This is a genomic window from Streptomyces sp. NPDC085932 (assembly GCF_044540525.1).
Lineage (GTDB): Bacteria > Actinomycetota > Actinomycetes > Streptomycetales > Streptomycetaceae > Streptomyces > Streptomyces levis.
On record NZ_JBITSJ010000004.1, the window covers coordinates 654,316 to 673,473 of the forward strand.

18 protein-coding genes, 1 tRNA gene and 1 riboswitch are annotated in these 19,158 nt (G+C 72.8%); of the genes, 6 read left to right on the forward strand and 13 right to left on the reverse strand.

The window, feature by feature from the left end; genetic code table 11:
• Positions 1 to 12: 12 nt before the first annotated feature.
• The 5 genes from ACIGAQ_RS23305 to ACIGAQ_RS23325 all read right to left on the reverse strand — a co-directional run bounded on the left by ACIGAQ_RS23305 (position 13) and on the right by ACIGAQ_RS23325 (position 4,129).
• Positions 13 to 1,050, reverse strand: a complete 1,038-nt coding sequence (locus ACIGAQ_RS23305; RefSeq protein WP_311688316.1) for an ATP-binding protein/SpoIIE family protein phosphatase — start codon at positions 1,048 to 1,050, stop codon at positions 13 to 15.
• Entirely contained in the window at positions 1,050 to 1,493 is a 444-nt protein-coding gene (locus ACIGAQ_RS23310; protein ID WP_399785620.1) for an anti-sigma regulatory factor, read from the reverse strand. The genes ACIGAQ_RS23305 and ACIGAQ_RS23310 overlap by 1 nt, the downstream gene beginning before the upstream one ends.
• The gene (locus ACIGAQ_RS23315) at positions 1,493 to 1,879 is read right to left on the reverse strand and encodes an STAS domain-containing protein (RefSeq protein WP_311688334.1); all 387 of its coding nucleotides are present in this window, start codon (positions 1,877 to 1,879) and stop codon (positions 1,493 to 1,495) included. The genes ACIGAQ_RS23310 and ACIGAQ_RS23315 overlap by 1 nt, the downstream gene beginning before the upstream one ends.
• 32 nt (positions 1,880 to 1,911) lie before the next feature.
• A complete protein-coding gene (locus ACIGAQ_RS23320) occupies positions 1,912 to 2,823 on the reverse strand; it encodes an STAS domain-containing protein (protein ID WP_311688318.1) in 912 nt (303 codons plus the stop codon).
• A gap of 145 nt (positions 2,824 to 2,968) precedes the next feature.
• The gene (locus tag ACIGAQ_RS23325; protein WP_399785924.1) at positions 2,969 to 4,129 is read right to left on the reverse strand and encodes a PP2C family protein-serine/threonine phosphatase; all 1,161 of its coding nucleotides are present in this window, start codon (positions 4,127 to 4,129) and stop codon (positions 2,969 to 2,971) included.
• A 223-nt stretch (positions 4,130 to 4,352) separates the two neighbouring features.
• On the opposite strand from ACIGAQ_RS23325, the gene ACIGAQ_RS23330 reads away from it, so the two are divergent.
• Positions 4,353 to 4,847, forward strand: coding sequence for a MarR family transcriptional regulator (locus tag ACIGAQ_RS23330; protein ID WP_311688319.1), 495 nt, complete (start codon positions 4,353 to 4,355; stop codon positions 4,845 to 4,847).
• A gap of 331 nt (positions 4,848 to 5,178) precedes the next feature.
• Positions 5,179 to 6,039 (forward strand): RNA polymerase sigma factor SigF, encoded by an 861-nt coding sequence (locus ACIGAQ_RS23335; RefSeq protein WP_094057526.1) that lies wholly within the window; start codon positions 5,179 to 5,181, stop codon positions 6,037 to 6,039.
• Positions 6,040 to 6,429: 390 nt separating this feature from the next.
• Here the strand turns inward: ACIGAQ_RS23335 and ACIGAQ_RS23340 are convergent, their stop codons facing one another.
• The 3 genes from ACIGAQ_RS23340 to ACIGAQ_RS23350 form a co-directional block, all read right to left on the reverse strand.
• Positions 6,430 to 6,948 carry a MarR family transcriptional regulator gene (locus ACIGAQ_RS23340; protein ID WP_311688320.1) on the reverse strand — a complete coding sequence of 173 codons (519 nt, stop codon included), beginning with the start codon at positions 6,946 to 6,948 and terminating at the stop codon, positions 6,430 to 6,432.
• A gap of 117 nt (positions 6,949 to 7,065) precedes the next feature.
• Positions 7,066 to 7,707, reverse strand: coding sequence for a GTP cyclohydrolase II (ribA, locus tag ACIGAQ_RS23345; RefSeq protein ID WP_362275596.1), 642 nt, complete (start codon positions 7,705 to 7,707; stop codon positions 7,066 to 7,068).
• Positions 7,708 to 7,846: 139 nt separating this feature from the next.
• Positions 7,847 to 8,362, reverse strand: coding sequence for a MarR family winged helix-turn-helix transcriptional regulator (locus tag ACIGAQ_RS23350; protein ID WP_399785627.1), 516 nt, complete (start codon positions 8,360 to 8,362; stop codon positions 7,847 to 7,849).
• 76 nt (positions 8,363 to 8,438) lie between these two features.
• Between ACIGAQ_RS23350 and ACIGAQ_RS23355 the strand changes: the two genes are divergently transcribed.
• The 3 genes from ACIGAQ_RS23355 (at position 8,439) to ACIGAQ_RS23365 (ending at position 11,199) form a co-directional block, all read left to right on the forward strand.
• The gene (locus ACIGAQ_RS23355) at positions 8,439 to 9,569 is read left to right on the forward strand and encodes a dihydrofolate reductase family protein (protein ID WP_311688323.1); all 1,131 of its coding nucleotides are present in this window, start codon (positions 8,439 to 8,441) and stop codon (positions 9,567 to 9,569) included.
• A gap of 60 nt (positions 9,570 to 9,629) precedes the next feature.
• Positions 9,630 to 9,703 (forward strand) — tRNA-Met (locus ACIGAQ_RS23360).
• A 299-nt stretch (positions 9,704 to 10,002) separates the two neighbouring features.
• A riboswitch (cyclic di-AMP (ydaO/yuaA leader) is annotated at positions 10,003 to 10,159 on the forward strand.
• Positions 10,160 to 10,170: 11 nt separating this feature from the next.
• The gene (locus tag ACIGAQ_RS23365) at positions 10,171 to 11,199 is read left to right on the forward strand and encodes a M23 family metallopeptidase (protein WP_399785630.1); all 1,029 of its coding nucleotides are present in this window, start codon (positions 10,171 to 10,173) and stop codon (positions 11,197 to 11,199) included.
• A gap of 86 nt (positions 11,200 to 11,285) precedes the next feature.
• On the opposite strand, the gene ACIGAQ_RS23370 is transcribed toward ACIGAQ_RS23365, so the two are convergent.
• The 3 genes from ACIGAQ_RS23370 to ACIGAQ_RS23380 all read right to left on the reverse strand — a co-directional run bounded on the left by ACIGAQ_RS23370 (position 11,286) and on the right by ACIGAQ_RS23380 (position 14,993).
• Entirely contained in the window at positions 11,286 to 12,713 is a 1,428-nt protein-coding gene (locus ACIGAQ_RS23370) for a PrsW family intramembrane metalloprotease (RefSeq protein ID WP_399785633.1), read from the reverse strand.
• Between the two features lie 69 nt (positions 12,714 to 12,782).
• Positions 12,783 to 13,613 (reverse strand): tRNA (guanosine(46)-N7)-methyltransferase TrmB, encoded by an 831-nt coding sequence (trmB, locus tag ACIGAQ_RS23375; protein ID WP_399785636.1) that lies wholly within the window; start codon positions 13,611 to 13,613, stop codon positions 12,783 to 12,785.
• A gap of 441 nt (positions 13,614 to 14,054) precedes the next feature.
• Positions 14,055 to 14,993 carry a diiron oxygenase gene (locus tag ACIGAQ_RS23380; protein WP_311679394.1) on the reverse strand — a complete coding sequence of 313 codons (939 nt, stop codon included), beginning with the start codon at positions 14,991 to 14,993 and terminating at the stop codon, positions 14,055 to 14,057.
• Between the two features lie 122 nt (positions 14,994 to 15,115).
• Between ACIGAQ_RS23380 and ACIGAQ_RS23385 the strand changes: the two genes are divergently transcribed.
• Positions 15,116 to 16,228 (forward strand): ferritin-like domain-containing protein, encoded by a 1,113-nt coding sequence (locus ACIGAQ_RS23385; protein WP_399785639.1) that lies wholly within the window; start codon positions 15,116 to 15,118, stop codon positions 16,226 to 16,228.
• Between the two features lie 76 nt (positions 16,229 to 16,304).
• On the opposite strand, the gene ACIGAQ_RS23390 is transcribed toward ACIGAQ_RS23385, so the two are convergent.
• Together ACIGAQ_RS23390 and ACIGAQ_RS23395 are read right to left on the reverse strand one after the other, a co-directional pair.
• Positions 16,305 to 17,783 (reverse strand): penicillin-binding transpeptidase domain-containing protein, encoded by a 1,479-nt coding sequence (locus ACIGAQ_RS23390; protein ID WP_399785642.1) that lies wholly within the window; start codon positions 17,781 to 17,783, stop codon positions 16,305 to 16,307.
• On the reverse strand, positions 17,780 to 19,144 hold the full coding sequence (locus ACIGAQ_RS23395; protein WP_399785645.1) for an FtsW/RodA/SpoVE family cell cycle protein: 1,365 nt from the start codon (positions 19,142 to 19,144) through the stop codon (positions 17,780 to 17,782). The genes ACIGAQ_RS23390 and ACIGAQ_RS23395 overlap by 4 nt, the downstream gene beginning before the upstream one ends.
• Between the last annotated feature and the right edge of the window lie 14 nt (positions 19,145 to 19,158).

Here is a 19,158-nt window from a genome sequence, read left to right on the forward strand (position 1 = left end):
GCGGTCCGGGGCTCAGGAGCCGGTGCCGCGGCCCAGGACCACCACGCAGGTGTCGTCGCCGGCCGGGCGGGCCGCGCTTCCCGCGTCCCGCAGGAGCACCGCCGCCACCACGGCCGGGTCGCACCGCAGCAGGACGGCGTCGTCGGGCGGGGTCCAGCGGGTGGGCATGCCGTCGCTGTGCAGGACGAGCAGGCTGTCGTCCCGCCAGGCTTCCCGCTGCACGGGTACGGTCGCGGGGGCCTGGGCGCCCACGATGCCGGGGTGGGAGAGCAGCGGTTTCCAGCCGCCGTCGGTGCGCAGCCGGGCGCCGATGTTGCCGGTGCCGGCGAAGTGCAGCCGGCCGGAGCCGAGGTCGACCTGGGCCACGGCGACGGCCGCGCCCCTGGTGCGCCGCAGTGCCCGGCCCAGGTGCCGCAGGATGTCCGCGGGGGGCCGGTCCGCCACGCCGCGCAGTTCGGCCACGGCGGTCGTGGAGGCCTCGGCGGCCTTGGGCCCGTGGCCGAGACCGTCGGCGAGCAGCAGGGTCAGGCGGTCGCCGGTGTGCACCCATCCCCAGGCGTCCCCGGAGTGTTCGGCCCGGCCGAGCGGGACGTTGACGCCGCCGGCTCGCGGGTGCGGGGACGGGGACGAGCCCCGCACGGCCGGGTCGTGGTCGATGCGGGCCACCGCCACGGTGCCCCGGCCGGGGGCGCTGTGCAGGTCGAAGGCGTTCGCTATGCGCCGGCAGGTGCCCAGGCCGGCGCCCAGGGTGGCGGCGGTGCTGTAGCCGTCGCGCATGGCCTGGGCGACGTCCGGGATGCCCGGGCCGTGGTCCAGGGACAGCAGCTGCACGGCCGTCCGCCGGTCGTGCGCGCTCTCGACGAGGTTGATGATGACGTGGCCGTCGTCCGCGTGCCGCAGCAGGTTGGTGGCCAGTTCCGTGGCCACGAGCGCGGCGGTCGCGGTCCGTTGCGGCGGCAGGCCGGCGCAGACGCTGGCCTGCTCGGCCGCCACCCGCACGTCCCGCACGCGGGTCGAGTCGGCCACCGGCACGTCCCAGACCCTGCTCATCACGGCCCCGGACGGGTCGGCGGGACGACGGTGGCCCAGGCGGTGACGGTGACGGTGGTCCCCGCACCGGGCGTGCTGTCCACCTCGAACTCCTGGACGAGACGCTTGGATCCGCTCAGGCCGAGGCCGAGTCCGCCGCCGCTGGTGTAGCCGTCGGTCATGGCCTGGTCCAGGTCGCGGATGCCGGGCCCGGAGTCGACGAAGGACAGCCTGAGGCCCTGCGTCTGGCCGGTGCGCAGCGGGGTGAGTTCCAGGTGACCGCCCCCGCCGTGGACGAGGGTGTTGCGGGCCAGCTCGCTGGCGGCGGTGACCAGCTTGGTCTGCTGCACCAGGCCGAAGCCGAGTTCGGCGGCGGCCTGCCGGACCTGCTGGCGCACCCAGGCCAGGTCGGCGTCCGAGCCGATCGGCAGGGTGGCCGGGGCGGCATGGCGGGAAGCGGTCATCAAGGACTCCTCTCGCCGTCGCGCGGGTCGCCGGCGAGCAGTTCCATGGCGCGTTCGACGTCCAGCGCGGTCCGCAGTCCGGGCAGGGTCAGGCCCAGCTCGACCAGGGTGATGGCGACCGCCGGGCGCATGCCGGCCAGGACCGTCCGCGCGGCCAGCAGCCCGGCGCCGGCGGCGATCTCGGCGAGGACCCGGCCGAGGAAGGAGTCGACGATGTCCACGCCGGAGATGTCGATGACCACGCCGGTCACCCGTGACTGCGCGATCCGCGAGGTGATGTCGTGCTGGAGCTGCTCGGCCATGCCGTCGTGCAGTTCGCCCTGGAGGGTGACCAGCAGGACGTCACCCAGCCGGAGGACCGGCACCGTGAAGCCGTACCCGCCCATGGCCCCGGCCGGTGGGAGCCCCGCGGTCCCGGTCACCGCACGCCCGCGTCCGCCGCCGGGCCGGCCGTCCGCAGCGGCGCGATCTCGACGCCCTGTCTGCCGAGCGCGTAGGCCAGGGCGTCCGCCAGGCTCGCGCGGGTGAGCACCGAGCCCAGGTCGATGCCGAGGTGGACGATGGTCTGCGCGATCGCCGGCCGGATGCCCGAGACGATGCACTCGGCACCCATCAGCCGCGCCGCGGCCACCGTCTTCATCAGGTGCTGGGCGACCAGCGAGTCGACCGTGGGCACGCCGGTGATGTCGAGGATCGCGTACCGGGCACGCTCGGCGACGATGGCGTCCAGCAGGCTCTCCATGACGACCTGGCTGCGCGCGCTGTCCAGGGTGCCGATGAGCGGGACGGCGACGGTGCTGTCCCAGAGCTTGATCACGGGGGTGGCGACCTCGTGCAACTGCTCGCGCTGACGGGCGATCACCTCCTCGCCCGCGCTGACGGTGGTCTCCATCACGACCACGCGCAGCGTGCCCATGAGCGCGGTGAGCGCCACGACGCACTCCAGGGCCTCACGGCCGTTCGGGTCGTCGAACTCGGCGCGCAGCAGCTCGGCCGCCGGCTCGCGCAGGGCGGCCACCTCACGGGCCACCCCGTCCGGGTCGAGCCCCGTGCGGGCGCGGGAGGCGGCCATCCGTCCCAGCTGGTCGCGGACCGCCTCGAAGCCGGAGGCCCGGATGTCCTCCAGCCGTCCGGAGGCCGCCACCGCGGCCAGGGCGGCGGCCACGGCCCTGCCCGCCTCCACCGCTTCGTCGCGTGAGACGGTGAAGACCGTGCGGAACAGGGCGGCGTCGGCCCAGCGCTGGGCGATCTGCTCCCGGCGCCGTTCGAGAAAGGCGCTCACCTGGTGCGCGGCCGGCTGCTGGTCCGCGTTCTCTTCCGACACCGACACGTGCATCGCTCCCTTGCGCGGGCCGGACCGAGATCGCTCCGGCGCCTCAGTCCATTACTTGCCGTATGACAAACATTAGTGCCGACGTTCGGCACCACCAAACATCGTGCTGCGCACGCTCTCGACCTGCGCCTTCCCCGTTCGCTCAGCGACCACGCCAGTCGAGGCACACCACCAGGGCGTCGTCGTCCGCGTCGGGGCGGCCGCGGTGGCCGGTCAGCTCGCGCAGGATGGCCCGGGGCACCTCGGCGGCGGGCAGCAGCCGGGTGGCCTGGATCGCCCGGGCCAGGGCGGAGTCGCCGTACGTCTCGCCGCCCGGGGAAGCGACGTCGTACACCCCGTCGCTGACGAAGATCAACCGGTCGCCCGGCTCGACCCGGAACTCCTGGGCGACGTAGTCGGTCTCCTCGAACATGCCGAGCGGCAGCTGCGCCTCGAAGGCGACCCGTTCCACCGTGCCGGCGCGCAGCCGCAGCAGGTGCGGCGACCCGGCGTCCACGGCCCGGACCAGGCCGGTGGCCAGGTCGATGTCGAGCATGAGCACCGACAGGTAGCAGCGGCCCCGGTAGTGGGCGTACACCGCCTGGTCGCCGAGGGCCGCCTGGTCGGCCAGGGAGAGCCCGGCCCGGCGGGCGTTGCGCAGGGCGTTGATCGCCAGGTTCGTCAGCAGGGAGGCCTCTATGCCCTCGCCCATGCCGTTGGTGACGTAGAGGCTGAGCCGGTCGGCCGAGGCGGACCAGTCGAAGTTGTCGCCGAAGATCGCGTAGGCCGGTTCCAGCTGGGCGCCCAGGTCGTACTCGGGGCGGGCGCAGGAGCGGCCCGGCAGCAGCTGCCACTGCATCTCGGCGGCCAGGGTGAGCCGGTCCCTGCGGCGGGCCTGGAGGTAGAGGTCGGTGTCCCGCTCGGCCACGATCACCTCGTGCGCCAGCACCTCGGCGATCTCCGCCAGCTCGGCCAGGACGCCCCGGGCGTGCTCGCGGCCGCGCAGGGTCACCGTCAGCACGCCGAGGCGGTCGCCGCGCACGCTGACCGGCAGGTGCGCGCGCACGAGGTCGTCCGCGAGGGTCTCCACATGGGGTTCCTGCGCGCCGAAGGCCCGGCCGGCCGGGCTGCTGTGCACCGGCACCGGCTGGAGGGTGTGCGGCAGGACGGACACCGGCTGGAGCACCGTCAGTCCGTAGTCGGCGAGGAAAAGCTCGACGGAGTCCGCCGCGTACTGATCGGTCAGTACACGACGGACCGCGTCCAGCAGTTGGTGGGGTGCCGCCGTGCGCAGGGCGCGCTCGGCGGCCACGAATCTGTTCACGGTCGTGGTCACGGGGTCGCTACACCATTCCTTGGTCGGGCGCCGACGGGTGTCTGGCCGGCGTCGACGGGTTCTCGGGGGACGAAGGGCCCGGATGCGGGGCCCCGGGATCGAGCGGGCGGGCGGCCGGTGGGGGGAGGGGCGGACGGGGTCCGGGGTCGTCGTCCCCGCCGGTTTCCCGCGCGCCTAGTACGCTGGCGGCCATCCCGGTGCCTGCGAGAGTGTGACTGTGACTTCCCTCCGACCCCGCCCTGAGCCCGCAGAGGTCGCCCGCGTGACCTCCACGGCCGCGGAGTTGCTGGAAGTCCTGTGGGGCCGGGCCTCCACGGCGCCCGCGTCCGCGTCCCAGCTGCGCGTGCTGCTCATCCTGGAGCACCACGAGGGCATCAACCTGCGCACGCTCGCCGACTCCCTCGCCTCCACGCCGCCCTCCACCAGCAGGCTGTGCGACCGGCTGCAGGCGGCCGGGTTCGTCGAACGCGTGGTGAGCCAGGTCGACCGGCGCGAGCTGCGCCTGCGGCTGAGCGGCCGGGGCCGTGCCTTCCTGGCCGACCTGCGCGTGCGCCGGGAGGAGGCGCTGCGCGCGGTGCTCGACCAGATGCCCGCCGCGAAGCGGGTGGCGCTGCTGCAGGGGCTGGAGGCGTTCTGCGACGCGGCGGCGGCCCAGATACACGACGACTCCGACGACTCCCGCGCGTCCGGCACCCGGACTGCCTGACCTGCTCGCCGGGGCATCGGGTCGTCCCTTCGGGGCTCTTCCCGTCACCTGCTCGGCACCGCTACTTTGTTGCTCCACGACTATAGTTGTCAAACGACAACTGTCCGTTCCACGAGCCCCTCGGTCTCTTTCGCCGCACCGCACCGCCCACCCTCCCGCTCGTCCTGACACACCTCTCGTGCGGGTACCCCGACACCGCCCCGACCTGCGCCGACTGTGGTCTACGTCTCGACAGGGCCGGTGCGGGGCATGACCGGGCCGAGTGCGGGTAGCGGCGGTGGAGGTGGCCTGTCGGGGGATCGGAGCGGGCCGGAACTACGAGGGAGGGCCCGTGACCGCGACCACGCGCATCGGCACGACGACGGATTCCGCCACCTACGCAGGCGAGGAGCTGCCGCAGATCGCGGAGCCGCAGAAGATCCCTCCGCAGGACGCGCGCGAGCTGACGGGGCAGTTCCTCGACCGCCTCGCGGTGCTGGAGGAGGGCACCCCCGAGTACCAGTACGCGCGCAACACGCTCATCGAGATGAACATGTCGCTGGTGCGCTTCGCGGCCCGCCGGTTCCGCTCGGGCGGCCAGTCGATGGAGGACGTCGTCCAGGTCGGCGTGATCGGGCTGATCAAGGCCATCGACCGGTTCGAGGTCTCCCGCGAGGTGCAGTTCACCAGTTTCGCGGTGCCGTACATCGTCGGTGAGATCAAGCGATTCTTCCGTGACACGTCCTGGGCGGTGCACGTCCCGCGCCGGCTGCAGGAGGCCCGTACGGAGCTGGCCAAGGCCACCGAGGAGCTGGCCTCCCGGCTGGGCCGGGCGCCCCGGGTGTCGGAGCTGGCGGCCCTGATGAACCTGTCCGAGGAGGAGGTCGTCGAGGCGCAGATCGCGGCCAACGGCTATGTGTCCTCCTCGCTCGACGCCACGATCAGCGCCGACGCGGAGGAGAGCGACACCAAGCTCTCGGAGTTCATCGGCGGGGAGGACCCGGCGCTGGAACTGGTCGAGGACTTCCACGCCCTCGCCCCGCTGGTCGCCGAACTCGACGAGCGCCAGCGCCTCATCCTGCACCTGCGCTTCGTTGAGGAGCTCACGCAGGCGGAGATCGGCGCCCGGCTCGGCATCTCCCAGATGCACGTCTCGCGGCTGCTCTCGCGCACGGTGGCCCGCCTGCGGTCGGGGATGCTGGCGACCGAGTGACGCCCTGACCTCGCACTGAGCGCGGGACGCCCCGCCGACCGGCGACGCCCCGCGCTCAGCTGTGTCCGCCGCGATGTCTCACGCGCGGCCGCATGCGTGGGGTGGCTCGCGCTCGACTGTATGCGCTGGGGTCGCTCGCGCTCGCCGTATTGGCCGCGAGGTCTCGCACTCAGCTGTGGCCGCTGCGGGGAGCTCGCGCTCAGCCCTGTCCGAGCGCGGTACGTCGCTTCAGCCGTACCGCGCGGCGTTCCGCGCGTGGTCGTCTCCATGCGGCGTTCCGCACACCGTGTCCGCTGCGGTGTCTCGCGCTCGGGCGAGGTCCGAGCGGCGTCCCGCGTCAGAGTGTCCGCACGGCGTCCGTGCTCAGCCGTACCGTTCCGCGTCCCGTGTTCAACCGGGTCCGCGTGGTCCCTCCGTGTCGTCCGCGCGCGGGGCCGGGCGTCGGCGGGCGGCGAGGAAACCGCGCAGGCCGCGGCGGAGCGCCGCCCGTTCCGCCGGTGCCATGGCCTCCAGCGTCGTCGTCAGGGCCTGGGCGCGGCGCACCGCCACGTCGCTCAGGACGTGGTGGCCGTGGGCGGTGAGCCGGAGTTGCACCTCGCGGCGGGTGCCGGGGTGCGGGGCGCGTTCCAGGAGACCGGCCGCCGCCAGGCGGTCGCAGAGGCGGCTGGCCGTGGGCAGGCCGATGTCGAGCCGGTCGGCCAGGGACGTGAGGTTGAGGCCGGGAGTCAGCTGCAGGGTGCGCAGCGCGCGCAGTTGATGCGGCGACAGCCGCAGGGACGCTTCCTGCGCCGCGATCGCCCACAGGGCCGCCAGGCTCTCCACGGCATCGGCGATCTGTGCCGCGACGGCCTCCGGGCCATCGCCCCGTCCCCTCGCCCGGTGGTCGCCAGGGCCGTCGAGATCGGTCACGAAACGGTCACTTTCCTAAGCTCCGGGTACTGCGGAGGTCGCCCTCATTCAAAGGCTGTACCCGAAGAGCCACGGGGCAAGCAGTCCCGTTCCGTGCCGGATCCGGACCCGGACGGCTCAGCCGGCGCTCAGCTCCGTCAGCGACGCGAGCGGCAGGGTGTGCTGCGTCTGGAGGACCTTGGCGCGCAGGTAACGGACGTTGTGCGCGGTGGTGAACACCCCGGTCGGGACCCGGTCGCGGACGTCGACGCCCAGATCGCGCAACTGGGCTGCCTTGTCGGGGTTGTTGGAGAGCAGGTCCAGCGCGCCGATGCCGAGGGCCCGCAGCATCTGCGCCGCTGCCGTGTAGTCGCGGGCGTCCTCGGGCAGCCCCAGCGCCGCGTTGGCCTCGTAGGTGTCCAGGCCCTGGTCCTGGAGGGCGTACGCGTCCAGCTTGTTGTAGAGGCCGATGCCCCGGCCCTCCTGACGGAGGTACAGGAGCACGCCGCCGCGCTCGGCGATGCGCTCGACGGCCTCGCGCAGCTGCGGGCCGCAGTCGCAGCGGGCGGATCCGAACACGTCCCCGGTCAGGCACTCGGAGTGCAGCCGCACCAGCGGGACCGGGCCCGGCTCGCCCAGGACGACGGCCACGTGCTCCCGACCGTCGGCCAGGCCGTGGAAGGTGACGAGCTCGGCGTCGGCCTCGTAGCCGTCGTGGAAGCGCAGCGGGACCCGGACGCGGGAGCGCGGGGTGGCGATGACGCTGGGGGTGTCGGGCATGCGGGGCCTCCGGGTTCCGTTCCTGCTCGGCTGCACAGCCGTCGGGTGAGTTGCTTCAGATTTGAAGCAGACCCACGGCCGGAACCCTACTCTTGCTTTAAATTTGAAGCAATGACGGAACGGTGTCGTGTGACGCGCGTCACGAACAGGGTGTGGAGGACCTCCGCCGCCACGGCACGTCGTCCGCCGCCGGCCGTGCCCCGTCCTCCTGGAGCCCCTCCGCGATGGCCGTGGAGATCGCCTCCAGCTGGCCGACCTGCTCCGTGCTGAGCCGGTCGAACAGGGAGCTCCGCACGGTCTCGACGTGCCCGGGCGCCGCCCGCTCCAGCACGGCGAACCCCTCGTCGGTCAGCGCCGCGATGCTGCCCCGCCTGTCGTCCCGGCACGCCTCGCGCCGCAGCATGCCGTCCTTCTCCAGTCGCGTCACCGCGTACGTCAGCCGGCTGCGCGTGATCTTCAGCCGCTCGGCGAGGTCGGTCATCCGCAGCCGCCGGTCGGGAGCCTCGGACAGGACGGACAGGATGGAGTAGTAAAGGTGGGGCATGCCGGCGTCCTGCTGGAGCTGCCGGTCGATCGCGTCCTCCAGGAGCAGCGAGGCGGCGATGTAGGCGCGCCAGGCGCGCTGCTCCTCGGGGGTGAGCCAGCGAGTCGTCATGCCGCCAGTGTAAGTTTGTTTCAAACTTGAACCAAGCGCTGCCCAGTCCGCCGTCCCGACCAGCCGCGGAGCGTCGATGCCCCACCCGTACGTCCTGCTGTCCGCCGCCGTCTCCCTCGACGGCTATCTGGACGACACCGGCCCCGAACGTCTGCTGCTGTCCGGCCCGGCCGACTTCGACCGGGTCGACGAGGTCCGCGCGTCCGTCGACGCGATCCTGGTCGGCGCCGGCACCATCCGCGCCGACAACCCGCGGCTGCTGGTGAACTCGCCCGGGCGCCGCTCCGCCCGGGTGGCCGCCGGCCGGCCCGAGTACCCGCTCAAGGTCACCGTCAGCGGCTCCGGCGACCTCGACCCGGACGCCCGGTTCTGGCACACCGGCGGCGAGAAGGTGCTGTACACGACCGACATCGGGGCCGAACGCGCCCGCGCCCTCGGCATCGCCGCCGACGTGGTCCCGCTCGGCCCGGACCTCGACTGGCGCCGGCTCCTCACCCATCTGCACGACGTCCGGGGCGTACGGCGGCTCATGGTCGAGGGCGGTGGCCTGATCCACACCCAGCTCCTCACCCAGGGCCTCGCCGACGAGCTCCAGCTGGTCCTCGCCCCGCTCTTCGTCGGCGACCCGCAGGCCCCGCGCCTCTTCGGGCCCGGCGGCTACCAGAGCGGCCGGCTCCGGCTGCTGGAGACCCGGCGGATCGAGGACGTCGTCCTCATGCGCTACGTGCCGACCGCCCCGGGCACCGGCGCCCTGCCCGCCGCCGCCGACCACCGGTGGCTGAGCCTCGCCTGCGAGCTGGCGGAACAGTGCCCGCCCTCGGACACCGCGTTCAGCGTGGGCGCGGTGGTGGTCGCCGCCGACGGTACGGAACTGGCCCGGGGGCACTCCCGGGAAGGCGGTGACCCGGTCGTGCACGCCGAGGAGGCGGCCCTGGCCCGGATCGACCCGGCCGACCCGCGGCTGCCCGGCGCGACGGTGTACAGCAGCCTGGAGCCCTGCGCCCGCCGCGCCTCCCGTCCCGTGCCCTGCGCCCGGCTGATCCTCGACGCGGGCGTGCGCCGGGTGGTCACCGCCTGGCGCGAGCCGGACACCTTCGTGGCGGGGGCCGACGGCAGCGGGCTCCTGGCCGCGGCCGGAGCGGAGGTCGTCGTGCTCCCGGAACACGCCGAGCGGGCCCAGGCACCCAACCGCCACCTGCTGTCCTGAGTCCCGGGGCGGGTGTGGCACGAGCTGTCCTGCGCATGGCGTACACTGGAATCACAACGACGCGGGGTGGAGCAGCTCGGTAGCTCGCTGGGCTCATAACCCAGAGGTCGCAGGTTCAAATCCTGTCCCCGCTACTGAAGGCCGAGGGCCGGAATCCGAAAGGGTTCCGGCCCTCGGTGCTTTCGCTTCTCCTGCGCAGGGTGCTCTTCACGCAGGGTGAGCGAATCCTCCCGCTCCGCATAACAACTGACACACCGTCAAAAACCGTCTGTCACTTGAGAGGCGGTCAACTCGCCCGATTTAAGCCGGTCATGGCAGGTACGTCCGCGCGAAAAAGGTTAATGATCAAGCGGAACCGCTGGAATACGCACCGCGCCTCCATTAACGTTCGATAACGCAGCGCGGTCGTCCCAGCCGTCACAGAAGGCGGCTCCGTGCGCACGCGCCGAATCCCGAAAGGGAACCGGGGAACCACCACTTGGGGTGAATCGAGCGGATACCGCCGTGGCAGCACGGCCGGTATACGCGCGTAGGAGACCTTCCTGCTCCGAACCCGTCAGCTAACCCGGTAGGCGAGAAGGAAGGAAAGGAGTACGCCCACGTGGCGTCCAACCGGCCTGCCTCCGCGGCCCCGTTCGCGACGGAACAGCGCGACACCGAAGTCTTCTACGGCGGTCAGCGCACCGACGAGGGCCCGTTCCAGGAGTGGAACCCCACCGCGGAGTCCATCCGTCCCCTCCGTGGCCGGCATCGCGTCACCAAGCAGCGCGGCGGAGGGCTCGCCCGCAGCTCCACCGTCCTGGGCGTCGGCGTCATAGCCGCCGTGGGCGCCGGCGGCATGGCCAGCGCCCAGACCGGCAAGCCGCCGGTGTCGATCTCCGTGCCGGACCTTCCCTCGGTGGGTTCCCTCATCTCGGACGACGACACCCCCGAAGGCTCCGCCACTCCGCTCAGCGACCTCGCGACGGTCGCGGCGGACACCGACCAGAGCGGCCCCAACGCCGGCGAGGCCCTGCGCGCCCGGATCATGGCCCAGGTCGAGCACCAGCAGGAGCAGATCGAGACCAAGGCCGCCGAGGAAGCCGCCGCCGCCGCCGAGAAGGCCGCCGCGGAGGCCGTCGCCAAGGCGGAGAAGGAAGCCAAGGCCAAGGCCGCCGAGGCCAAGCGGAAGGCCGAGGAGGAGGCCCGCAAGAAGGCCGAGGCCGAGCGGCTCGCCGCCCTCGCCAAGCAGTACACGCTGCCGACCTCCTCGTACACCATCACCTCCAGCTTCGGCCAGGCCGGCGCCTACTGGTCCTCCGGCTACCACACCGGCCTCGACTTCGCCGCCCCCACGGGCACGCCGATCAAGGCGGTCCACAGCGGCACCATCACCGAGGCCGGCTGGAACGGCTCGTACGGCTACAAGACCGTCCTCACCCTGGAGGACGGCACGGAGATCTGGTACGCGCACCAGTCCTCCATCGGCGTCAGCGTCGGCCAGAAGGTCAGCACGGGCGACGTCATCGGCCGTGTCGGCGCCACCGGCAACGTCACCGGGGCGCACCTGCACCTGGAGGTCCACGCCGCCGGCTCCAGCAGCGGCATCGACCCGATGGCCTGGCTGCGGGGCAAGGGCCTCAACCCGTAAGCGACGAGCGCCCGCAGAAGCACCGGCAGCCCTGACGACGACCCCCCGACGTCAGGGCTGCCGGTTTTTCCGTGCCCGGACGGGTGTCAGGACCTGTAGGGGTTGTACGCCGGGTACTGCGTGGGCTGGGGGGCGTACCCCGCCGGGTGGCCGTACGCGGGGATCTGGCCGTACGCGGGGATCTGACCGTAGGCGTGGCCGTGGTCGTACGTGTGGCCGTGCGTTTGGCCTTGGCCGTACGCCCCGGGCATCGGCCAGGGCGGGGCCGTCACCGGGACCGGAGGCGCCGTGATCCGGGCCGCGTGGTCCAGGGCCGGGCGGGCCGCCTCCCGGCGCCGCCACAGGGCCGCCAGCAGCTCCATCTCGCGTACGGCGAAGTCGGGCCCGGCGCGGCCCCGGCGGGCCCGGTGCCGCAGGAACGCGAGCGACGTCGCGTACGCCTCGTACCGCGCCACCTCCCGTGCCGCCGTCTTCCCTGCGTGCCGGCGGGCGTACTGGCGGGCGATCCGGCGTGCCCGCATGGAGCCGAGCGCGTACGGCTCGGCCGGGGCCAGCCAGCCCGCGACCGCGTAGGCGGGCAGCTCCGTCCGAACCGTGCGCAGCTCCCGCTGCCGCGTCCAGATCACCAGCCACGTCAGCAGCCCGAAGATCGGCACCATGAACGCCGCGTAGACGGCGAAGAACCCGTACTCGCCGAACGACGACGAGCCGTTCCACATCGCGTGCATGCCCATCGCCAGCAGCAGCCCGGCGAGCGGGAAGGCGACGCGCCTCAGGTGCTGGCGGTCCGCCGAGAGCGCCGCGACGCCGAAGCCGATACCGGTCAGGACCGTGAAGAGCGGGTGCGCGAACGGCGACATGATGATGCGGACGAAGAAGGTGGCCGCCGTGACGGAGGCGATGCCGCTGCCGCCGGTGAGCTGGTCGGTGCCGAAGGCGGTGCCCAGGTAGAGGATGTTCTCGGTGAAGGCGAAGCCGGTCGCGGTGACGCCGGCTATGACCACGCCGTCGACGATGCCGGTGAAGTCGCGGCGGCGGAAGAGGAAGACCAGGAGGACGGCCGCCGCCTTGGCCGTCTCCTCGACCACCGGCGCTATCACGGTCGCGCCGAGTGTGTCCGCGCTGGACGGGTCCGCGGTCGCCGTCGCTATCCATCTCGTGGCGAAGCTGTTGGCGACGATCGCTATCAGCGCCGCCGCGCAGGCGCCCCAGGCGAAGGAGAAGACCAGGTTGCGCCAGGGGCCCGGTTCGACGCGGTCCAGCCAGCGGAACGAGGCGATGAGCAGGGGCACCGGGAGCAGGGCCAGCCCGAGCCCGACCAGGAAGCCCTCCGTGCCGGTCTCCTCCCGGACCAGCGCGAGGATGACCAGGCCGGATATCGCGAGGAGTGTGGTCGGTGCGCCGTAGCGCACCCAGGGGCGCTGCCACCAGTGGGCGTGCCGCAGCGGGCCGGCGGTGGGGGCGCCGTCGGTGGGAGCGCTGGGGTACGACGGGTGTGGGGGGCAGGTGGCCACGGCATTGACCCTAACGACGGAGGGGCGCTGTCCGCAGGCGGGAGAGGTGCCAGGGGCGGTGCGGTGCGGTCAGACGCCGGCGGGGGGTTGGTCCGCGTGTGGTACGCGGCGGAAGAGGAGGTCGTTCACGACATGTCCCTTGTCCAGTCCCTGGCCCTCGAAACGAGTCAGCGGCCGGAAGTCGGGGCGCGGCGCGAAACCGCCGTCCGCCTGCGTGTTCTCGAAGTCGGGGTGAGCCGTGAGCACGTCGAGCATCTGTTCGGCGTACTCCTCCCAGTCGGTCGCGCAGTGCAGGAGCGCGCCCGGCTTGAGACGGGTCGCGGCGAGCGTCAGGAACTCGGGCTGGATGAGCCTGCGCTTGTGGTGCCGCTTCTTGGGCCAGGGGTCGGGGAAATAGACGCGCAGTCCGTCGAGGGAGTCCGGGGTGAGCATCTCGCGGAGCAGGATGATCGCGTCGCCGTTGCCCACGCGGACGTTGGACAGGCCGTTGCGGTCGGCGAGGTTCAGGAGGTTGCCCTGGCCGGGGGTGTGGACGTCGACGGCGAGGATGTTGGTGTCCGGGTCGGCGGCGGCCATCTGGGCGGTCGCCTCGCCCATGCCGAAGCCGATCTCCAGCACGACGGGGTTGTCGTTGCCGAAGAGGTCGGGCAGGTCGAGGGCTCGGCTGCCGTCGATGTCGAGGCCCCACTTGGGCCACAGGCGCTGCAGCGCGTCCGCCTGACCGGCGGTGACCCGGCTGCGCCGGGGCTGGAAACTCCGGATCCGCCGCTCGAAGTGCGACCCGGCGGGGTCGGCCTTCGGCCCGTCGGGGAAGCGCGGCTCTCCCTTGGCCCGGGTGGGCTGGGTGGCGCCCGGGGCGTGGGGGAGGGGGGATTCGGGGGTGTTCGCGGAGTCAGACACAGTGAGGTCGATTTTACGGGGTGGGGGCGTCGGGGTGGGGGGCTCGGGTAGGGCGGGCTGCCGGTGGGGGAGCGTCTTCGCCTGACGGTGGGGGAGGGTCGGGGGGGGGGGGGGGGGGGGGGGGGGGGGGGGGGGCGGGCGGGGGGGGGGGGGGGGGGGGGGGGGGGGGGGGGGGGGGGGGGGGGGGGGGGCTGGGGGGGGGGCCGGGGGGGGGGGGGGCGCCCCCGCCGGGGGGGGGGGGGGGGGGCCCGCGCCGGGGGGTGTCCGTCCTCGGAACGGCGCGATGGGGTTGCGAACCGGCTCGCTGTCCGTCGACGCGCCAACCGCTGCCGGAGGACACCCCCCGACACGGCCCCTTCCGTACGACGGCGGGTGCGGGCGCGTGGCCGTGCCGGCCGGCCGGAAGGTGGGGCGAGCCGGGGTGGCGGCCCGCCCGGGTGCTCAGGCCAGCAGGCCCGAGGACTTCCACAGCCGGCGGCCCACGCCCCGCAGGACGCCGATGTCGTCGAGGAAGTCCGTGAGCCGCTTGGAGCCGGTCTGCATGACCTCGCGGCGGTGGCCACTGGCCTTCACCTGGGCGAGGGCCTCCCGCTTGTCGAGGCCCACGTTCGTGTAGACCTCCGGGTTCACGAACGCCACCGAGAAGACCCGGGCGAACTCGCCCGAGGTGATGCGGGTGAACTCCTGGGACCACTTGGGGGCCGTCACCATCTGGCGGCGGAGCTCCTCGCGGGCGTAGCGGACGTGGCGGGCCTCCTCGACGACATGGATGCGGGTGACGCCACGGACCAGGGTCTGGACGCGCTCGTCCGGGAACGTCAGGCGCTGCATCCAGTCGAGGACCTCCTCACCGAGCAGGGTCGCCGTGAAGGAACCGGGCGTGGTGGAGATGGTCTTGAACAGGCGGCCCAGCTGCTGGTGGACCCGGCTGACCGGGTACCAGGGCGTGTCGCCGTGGGAGATCAGCCGGGCGAACATCTTGGAGTGGCGGCACTCGTCCTCGATCTCGGTGAGGGCGTAGCGGACGTGTGCGCTGGTCGCCGCCTTGTCGTAGATGTGCCGGACCAGCAGCTGCATGAGGATGATCTCGAACCAGATGCCCAGGGAGGCCAGGGCGGCCGCCTCGTGCTGGGACAGGAGGATGCGCTGCTCCTCGCCCATGCGCTTCCACAACGGCGTGTCGTAGAGCGAGACCAGCTCCGGGGGCCAGAACCACTTGCCCTCCTCGAAGGGCGCGTCCCAGTCCAGCTCCTCGTCCGGGTCGAAGGAGTGCTTGGCGGAGGAGTCGAGCAGCCGCTGGGCCACCTGCTCCCGGTCCTTCAGCAGGCCCAGGGCGTCGCGCAGGCCGTCGAGCGCGTCGGCTTCCGTCAGGGTCGTCATCGCTGCCCACCTCGTTGTGCACACGTCACCGTCCCTTTTATGAGACTGCCTGTCAGCAACGCCGTCAATCCCTCGTGCGCGACTTGTTGACCCGGCGTCTACTTCGTGTGAGCCTGCGGGACATGCCGAGCTTCGACCAGTACGCCATGGAATCGGAAGAACCCGCCTGGCAGGTCCCGGCGACCGGCGCGGCCCGCTTCACCTGGGAGTACGACGACGGCCGCGACCGCCTCCTGGCCCTCTACCAGAAGGGCAAGGACAAACAGTGGGACGGGCAGAGGCGGATCGACTGGGAGCTGGAGGTCGACCCCTGCGACCCGCTGGGCACCCCGGACGAGGCGATGTCCCTGTACGGCACCCGCCATTGGGCCAGGATGACCGAGAAGGACAAGGGGGAACTGCGGCGGCACTACGCCTCCTGGCAGTTCAGCCAGTTCCTCCACGGCGAGCAGGGCGCGATGATCTGCGCCGCCCGCATCGTGGAGTCCGCGCCCGACCTGGACGCGAAGTTCTACTCGGCGACCCAGACCATGGACGAGGCCCGGCACGCCGAGATCTACGGCCGATTCCTGCACGAGAAGATCGGCATGCTGTACCCGATCAACGACAGCCTCCAGTCGCTGCTGGGCGACACCTTGCGGGACTCGCGCTGGGACATGCCGTACCTGGGCATGCAGGTGCTGATCGAGGGCCTGGCCCTGGCCGCGTTCGGCATGATCAGGGACACCACGGACAAGCCGCTGCCGAAGCAGATCCTCGCCTATGTGATGCAGGACGAGGCCCGGCACGTGGCCTTCGGGAGGATGGCCCTGCGGGACTACTACCGGCAGCTCACGGACGCCGAGCTGCGCGAGCGCGAGGAGTTCGTCGTCGAGGGCTGCCACCTGATGCGCGACCGGCTGCGGGGCGTGGAGGTGCTGGAGAACTTCGGCATCCCGAGGGCCGAGGCGGAGGCCTGCAGCGAGCAGTCCGAGTTCCTCGCCCTGTTCCGCAGACTGCTGTTCAGCCGCATCGTGCCCTGCGTGAAGGACATCGGCCTGTGGGGCGCGCGCCTGCAGCGGGCCTACGTCGACATGGGCGTGCTGGAGATGGGCGATTCCGACCTGGACCTGCTCATGTCCCAGGACGAGGAGATCGCCGAGAAGCTGGACGCCGAGCGGTTCGCGGCGGAGGAGCGGGAGCGGGTGGCCGAGGTGCGCGACGCCATCGAAGCCGGGCGGGGCACCGACGGCTGAGCGGGCCGCCGCCGTCCCCGAGCCGGGTGCGCGGGCCAGGGACCGGGTGCGCGGGCCACGAGTCGGATGCGCGACGTCAGGAACCGGGCGCGCGGTCGCGTGACTTCAGCACCGCCTCCATCACCGCCCGCGCGATCGGTGCGGCGTCCCCGCCGCCGCTGATGTCCCGGCGCTCCTCCTCCGCGTCCTCCACGACGACCGCGACCGCCACGCCCGGCGTCAGGTCCCGGGGCCCCTGTGCCCAGGAGACGAACCAGGCGTACGGCATCCCCGAGTTGCCGAGGCCGTGCTGCGCGGTGCCGGTCTTGCCGCCGACCTTCGCCCCGCGGATCGCGGCCCGGCGGCCGGTGCCCTCCTCCACGACCTCCCGCATCAGACCGCGCAGCCGCGCCGCGGTCGAGGGGTACATGGCCTGGCGCACCCCGCGCGAGCCGGCGGTCGCGAGGACGCTCCCGCCCGGCCGGGTGGTGCGCTCCACCAGATAGGGCTCGCGCACCTGGCCGCCGTTGGCCACGGCCGCCGCCACCATCGCCATCTGCAGGGGCGTGGCGCGGGTGTTGTACTGCCCGATCGACGACAGGGCCAGCTGCGCCCGGTCGAGCGTGGTGTCGAAGGTGGAGCGGGCCACCGGGAAGGGGATCGCCAGCTCACCGTTGTTGAAGCCGAAGGCGTGTGCCGTGGCCGTCATGTCCCGCAGCCCCACCCGCACGCCGAGCTTGGCGAACACGGTGTTGCAGGAGAGGGTGAACGCCTTGCGCACGGAGGCGTCCGCGCAGCCCCGGGACGCGTTCTTCAGCCGGGTCCGTGTCCCGGGCAGCGTGTACGGGTCGGGGGAGTCGGTCGGCGCGTCGAGGTCCGTGACCACCCCGGCGTCCAGGGCGGCGGCCGCTGTGACGACCTTGAAGGTGGAGCCCGGCGGATACGTCTGCCGCGCCGCCCGGTTGAGCATCGGACGGTCCTCGTCCGCGGTGAGCCGCGCCCAGGCCCGGGCCGCGGCCGTCCCGTTCCCGGACAGCGGCTGGGGGTCGTAGGAAGGGGCGGAGACCAGGGCGAGGATCCGGCCGGTCGCCGGTTCCACCGCCGCGACCGCGCCCTTGAGGCCCGCGAGCCCCTTGAACGCCGCCCGCTGCGCGGCCGGGTCGAGCGTCGTCACGACATGGCCGCCGGAGCTGCGCGCCCGCGTGAAGTCGTTCCACAGCGGGAACGGCGCGAGCATCGGGTCCGAACCGGACAGCACCCCGTCCTCGGCGTCCTCCAGCAGCGTCGTGCCGTACAGCTGGGAGGCGAAGCCGGTGACCGGGGCGTACAACGGGCCGTCGGCGTAGGTGCGTTCGTAGCGCAGGTGCTCGCGGGTGTCCTTCGAGCCGGTGACCGGCCGGCCGCCGACCAGGATGTCTCCGCGCGGCCGCTCCCAACGGCTGATGTCCGGACGCCGGTTGGCCGGGTTGCGGTCGTACTCGGGGGCCTGGACGACCTGGACGCGGGCCGCGTTCACCAGCAGGGCCACCAGCAGCAGGGCGCAGAAGACACCTGCGTGCCGGATGTGCCGGGTCACCGGGGGTCCTGCCCGTCGTACTGCCGCCGGGCCGAGTCGCTCACCCGGAGCAGCAGCGCCACGATCGCCCAGTTGGTCACCACCGACGAGCCGCCCTGGGCCAGGAACGGCATCGCCATGCCCGTCAGCGGGATCAGCCCGGTCACCCCGCCCGCGATCACGAACACCTGGAGCGCCACGAGCGAGGCGAGCCCGACGGCGAGCAGCCGGCCGAACGGCTCGCGCAGGTCCAGACCCGCCCGGAAGCCGCGCTCCACCAGCAGGCCGTACAGCAGGAAGACCGCGGACAGACCGGCCAGGCCCAGCTCCTCGCCCGCCGTGGCCAGGATGAAGTCGGACTTCACGGCGAAGCCGATGAGGACGGAATGGCCCAGGCCCAGGCCCGTGCCGAGCAGGCCGCCCTCCGCGAAGGCGAACAGCGACTGCGCCAGCTGGTTCGCGCCCTCGCCCGCCTCGATGGAGGCGAAGGGATGCAGCCACGTCTCGATCCTGCCGTGCACGTGCGGCTCCAGCCGTCCGACCGCGACCGCGCCCAGCGCCGCCAGCAGCAGCCCCACCGCGATCCAGCCGGTGCGGCCGGTGGCCACGTAGAGCAGGACCACGAACAGGCCGAAGAAGAGCAGCGAGGTGCCGAGGTCGCGTTCCAGGACCAGCACGCCCACGCTCACCAGCCAGACGGCGACGATCGGGCCGAGGACCCGGCCGGTGGGCAGCTGGAGCCGCCAGACGCGGCGGCCGGTGTAGGCCAGGGCGTTGCGGTTCGCGGCCAGGTACGCGGCGAAGAACACCGCCAGCAGCACCTTCGCGAACTCGCCCGGCTGGATGGAGAACCCGGCGACCCGGATCCAGATGCGGGCCCCGTTCACCGCCGGGAACAGGATCGGCAGGGTCAGCAGCACCAGCGCGGCGACGACGCACACGTAGGTGTAGCGCTGCAGGACCCGGTGGTCGCGCAGCAGCAGCACGACCAGGATGAACAGGGCCACCCCCAGCGTCGACCACACCAGCTGTGCCGGTGCCGCCCGGTCGCCCGGGGTCTCCAGGTCGAGCCGGTAGATGAGGACCAGGCCGAGACCGTTGAGCAGCACGCCGATGGGCAGCAGGAGCGGATCGGCACAGGGGGCCCGCAGGCGCACGGCCAGATGGGCCAGCAGCGCCAGCACGCCGAGCCCGGCGCCGTAGCCTGCCGCACCGGGCGGCAGCGTCCCGTGCCGGGCCAGGCCCACGGCGCAGTAGCCGTACACGGACAGCAGTACGGCCAGGACGATGAGGGCGAGTTCGACGCCCCGGCGCCGGGGGAGACGGCGGACGGCGGGCGCGGGCGGGTCCGCCGTCGCCACGGTGATTCCGGCCTTGCTCATGTCCGGAACCTACC

Bases quoted from the DNA above. Each gene is read 5' to 3' on its own strand.
- ACIGAQ_RS23355 (WP_311688323.1), top strand. From the start codon at position 8,439: ATGCCCCACCCGTACGTCCTGCTGTCCGCCGCCGTCTCCCTCGACGGC.
- ACIGAQ_RS23395 (WP_399785645.1), bottom strand. From the start codon at position 19,144: ATGAGCAAGGCCGGAATCACCGTGGCGACGGCGGACCCGCCCGCGCCC.
- ACIGAQ_RS23310 (WP_399785620.1), bottom strand. From the start codon at position 1,493: ATGACCGCTTCCCGCCATGCCGCCCCGGCCACCCTGCCGATCGGCTCG.
- ribA (WP_362275596.1), bottom strand. From the start codon at position 7,707: ATGCCCGACACCCCCAGCGTCATCGCCACCCCGCGCTCCCGCGTCCGG.
- ACIGAQ_RS23385 (WP_399785639.1), top strand. From the start codon at position 15,116: ATGCCGAGCTTCGACCAGTACGCCATGGAATCGGAAGAACCCGCCTGG.
- ACIGAQ_RS23380 (WP_311679394.1), bottom strand. From the start codon at position 14,993: ATGACGACCCTGACGGAAGCCGACGCGCTCGACGGCCTGCGCGACGCC.
- ACIGAQ_RS23305 (WP_311688316.1), bottom strand. From the start codon at position 1,050: ATGAGCAGGGTCTGGGACGTGCCGGTGGCCGACTCGACCCGCGTGCGG.
- ACIGAQ_RS23350 (WP_399785627.1), bottom strand. From the start codon at position 8,362: ATGACGACTCGCTGGCTCACCCCCGAGGAGCAGCGCGCCTGGCGCGCC.
- ACIGAQ_RS23315 (WP_311688334.1), bottom strand. From the start codon at position 1,879: ATGGGCGGGTACGGCTTCACGGTGCCGGTCCTCCGGCTGGGTGACGTC.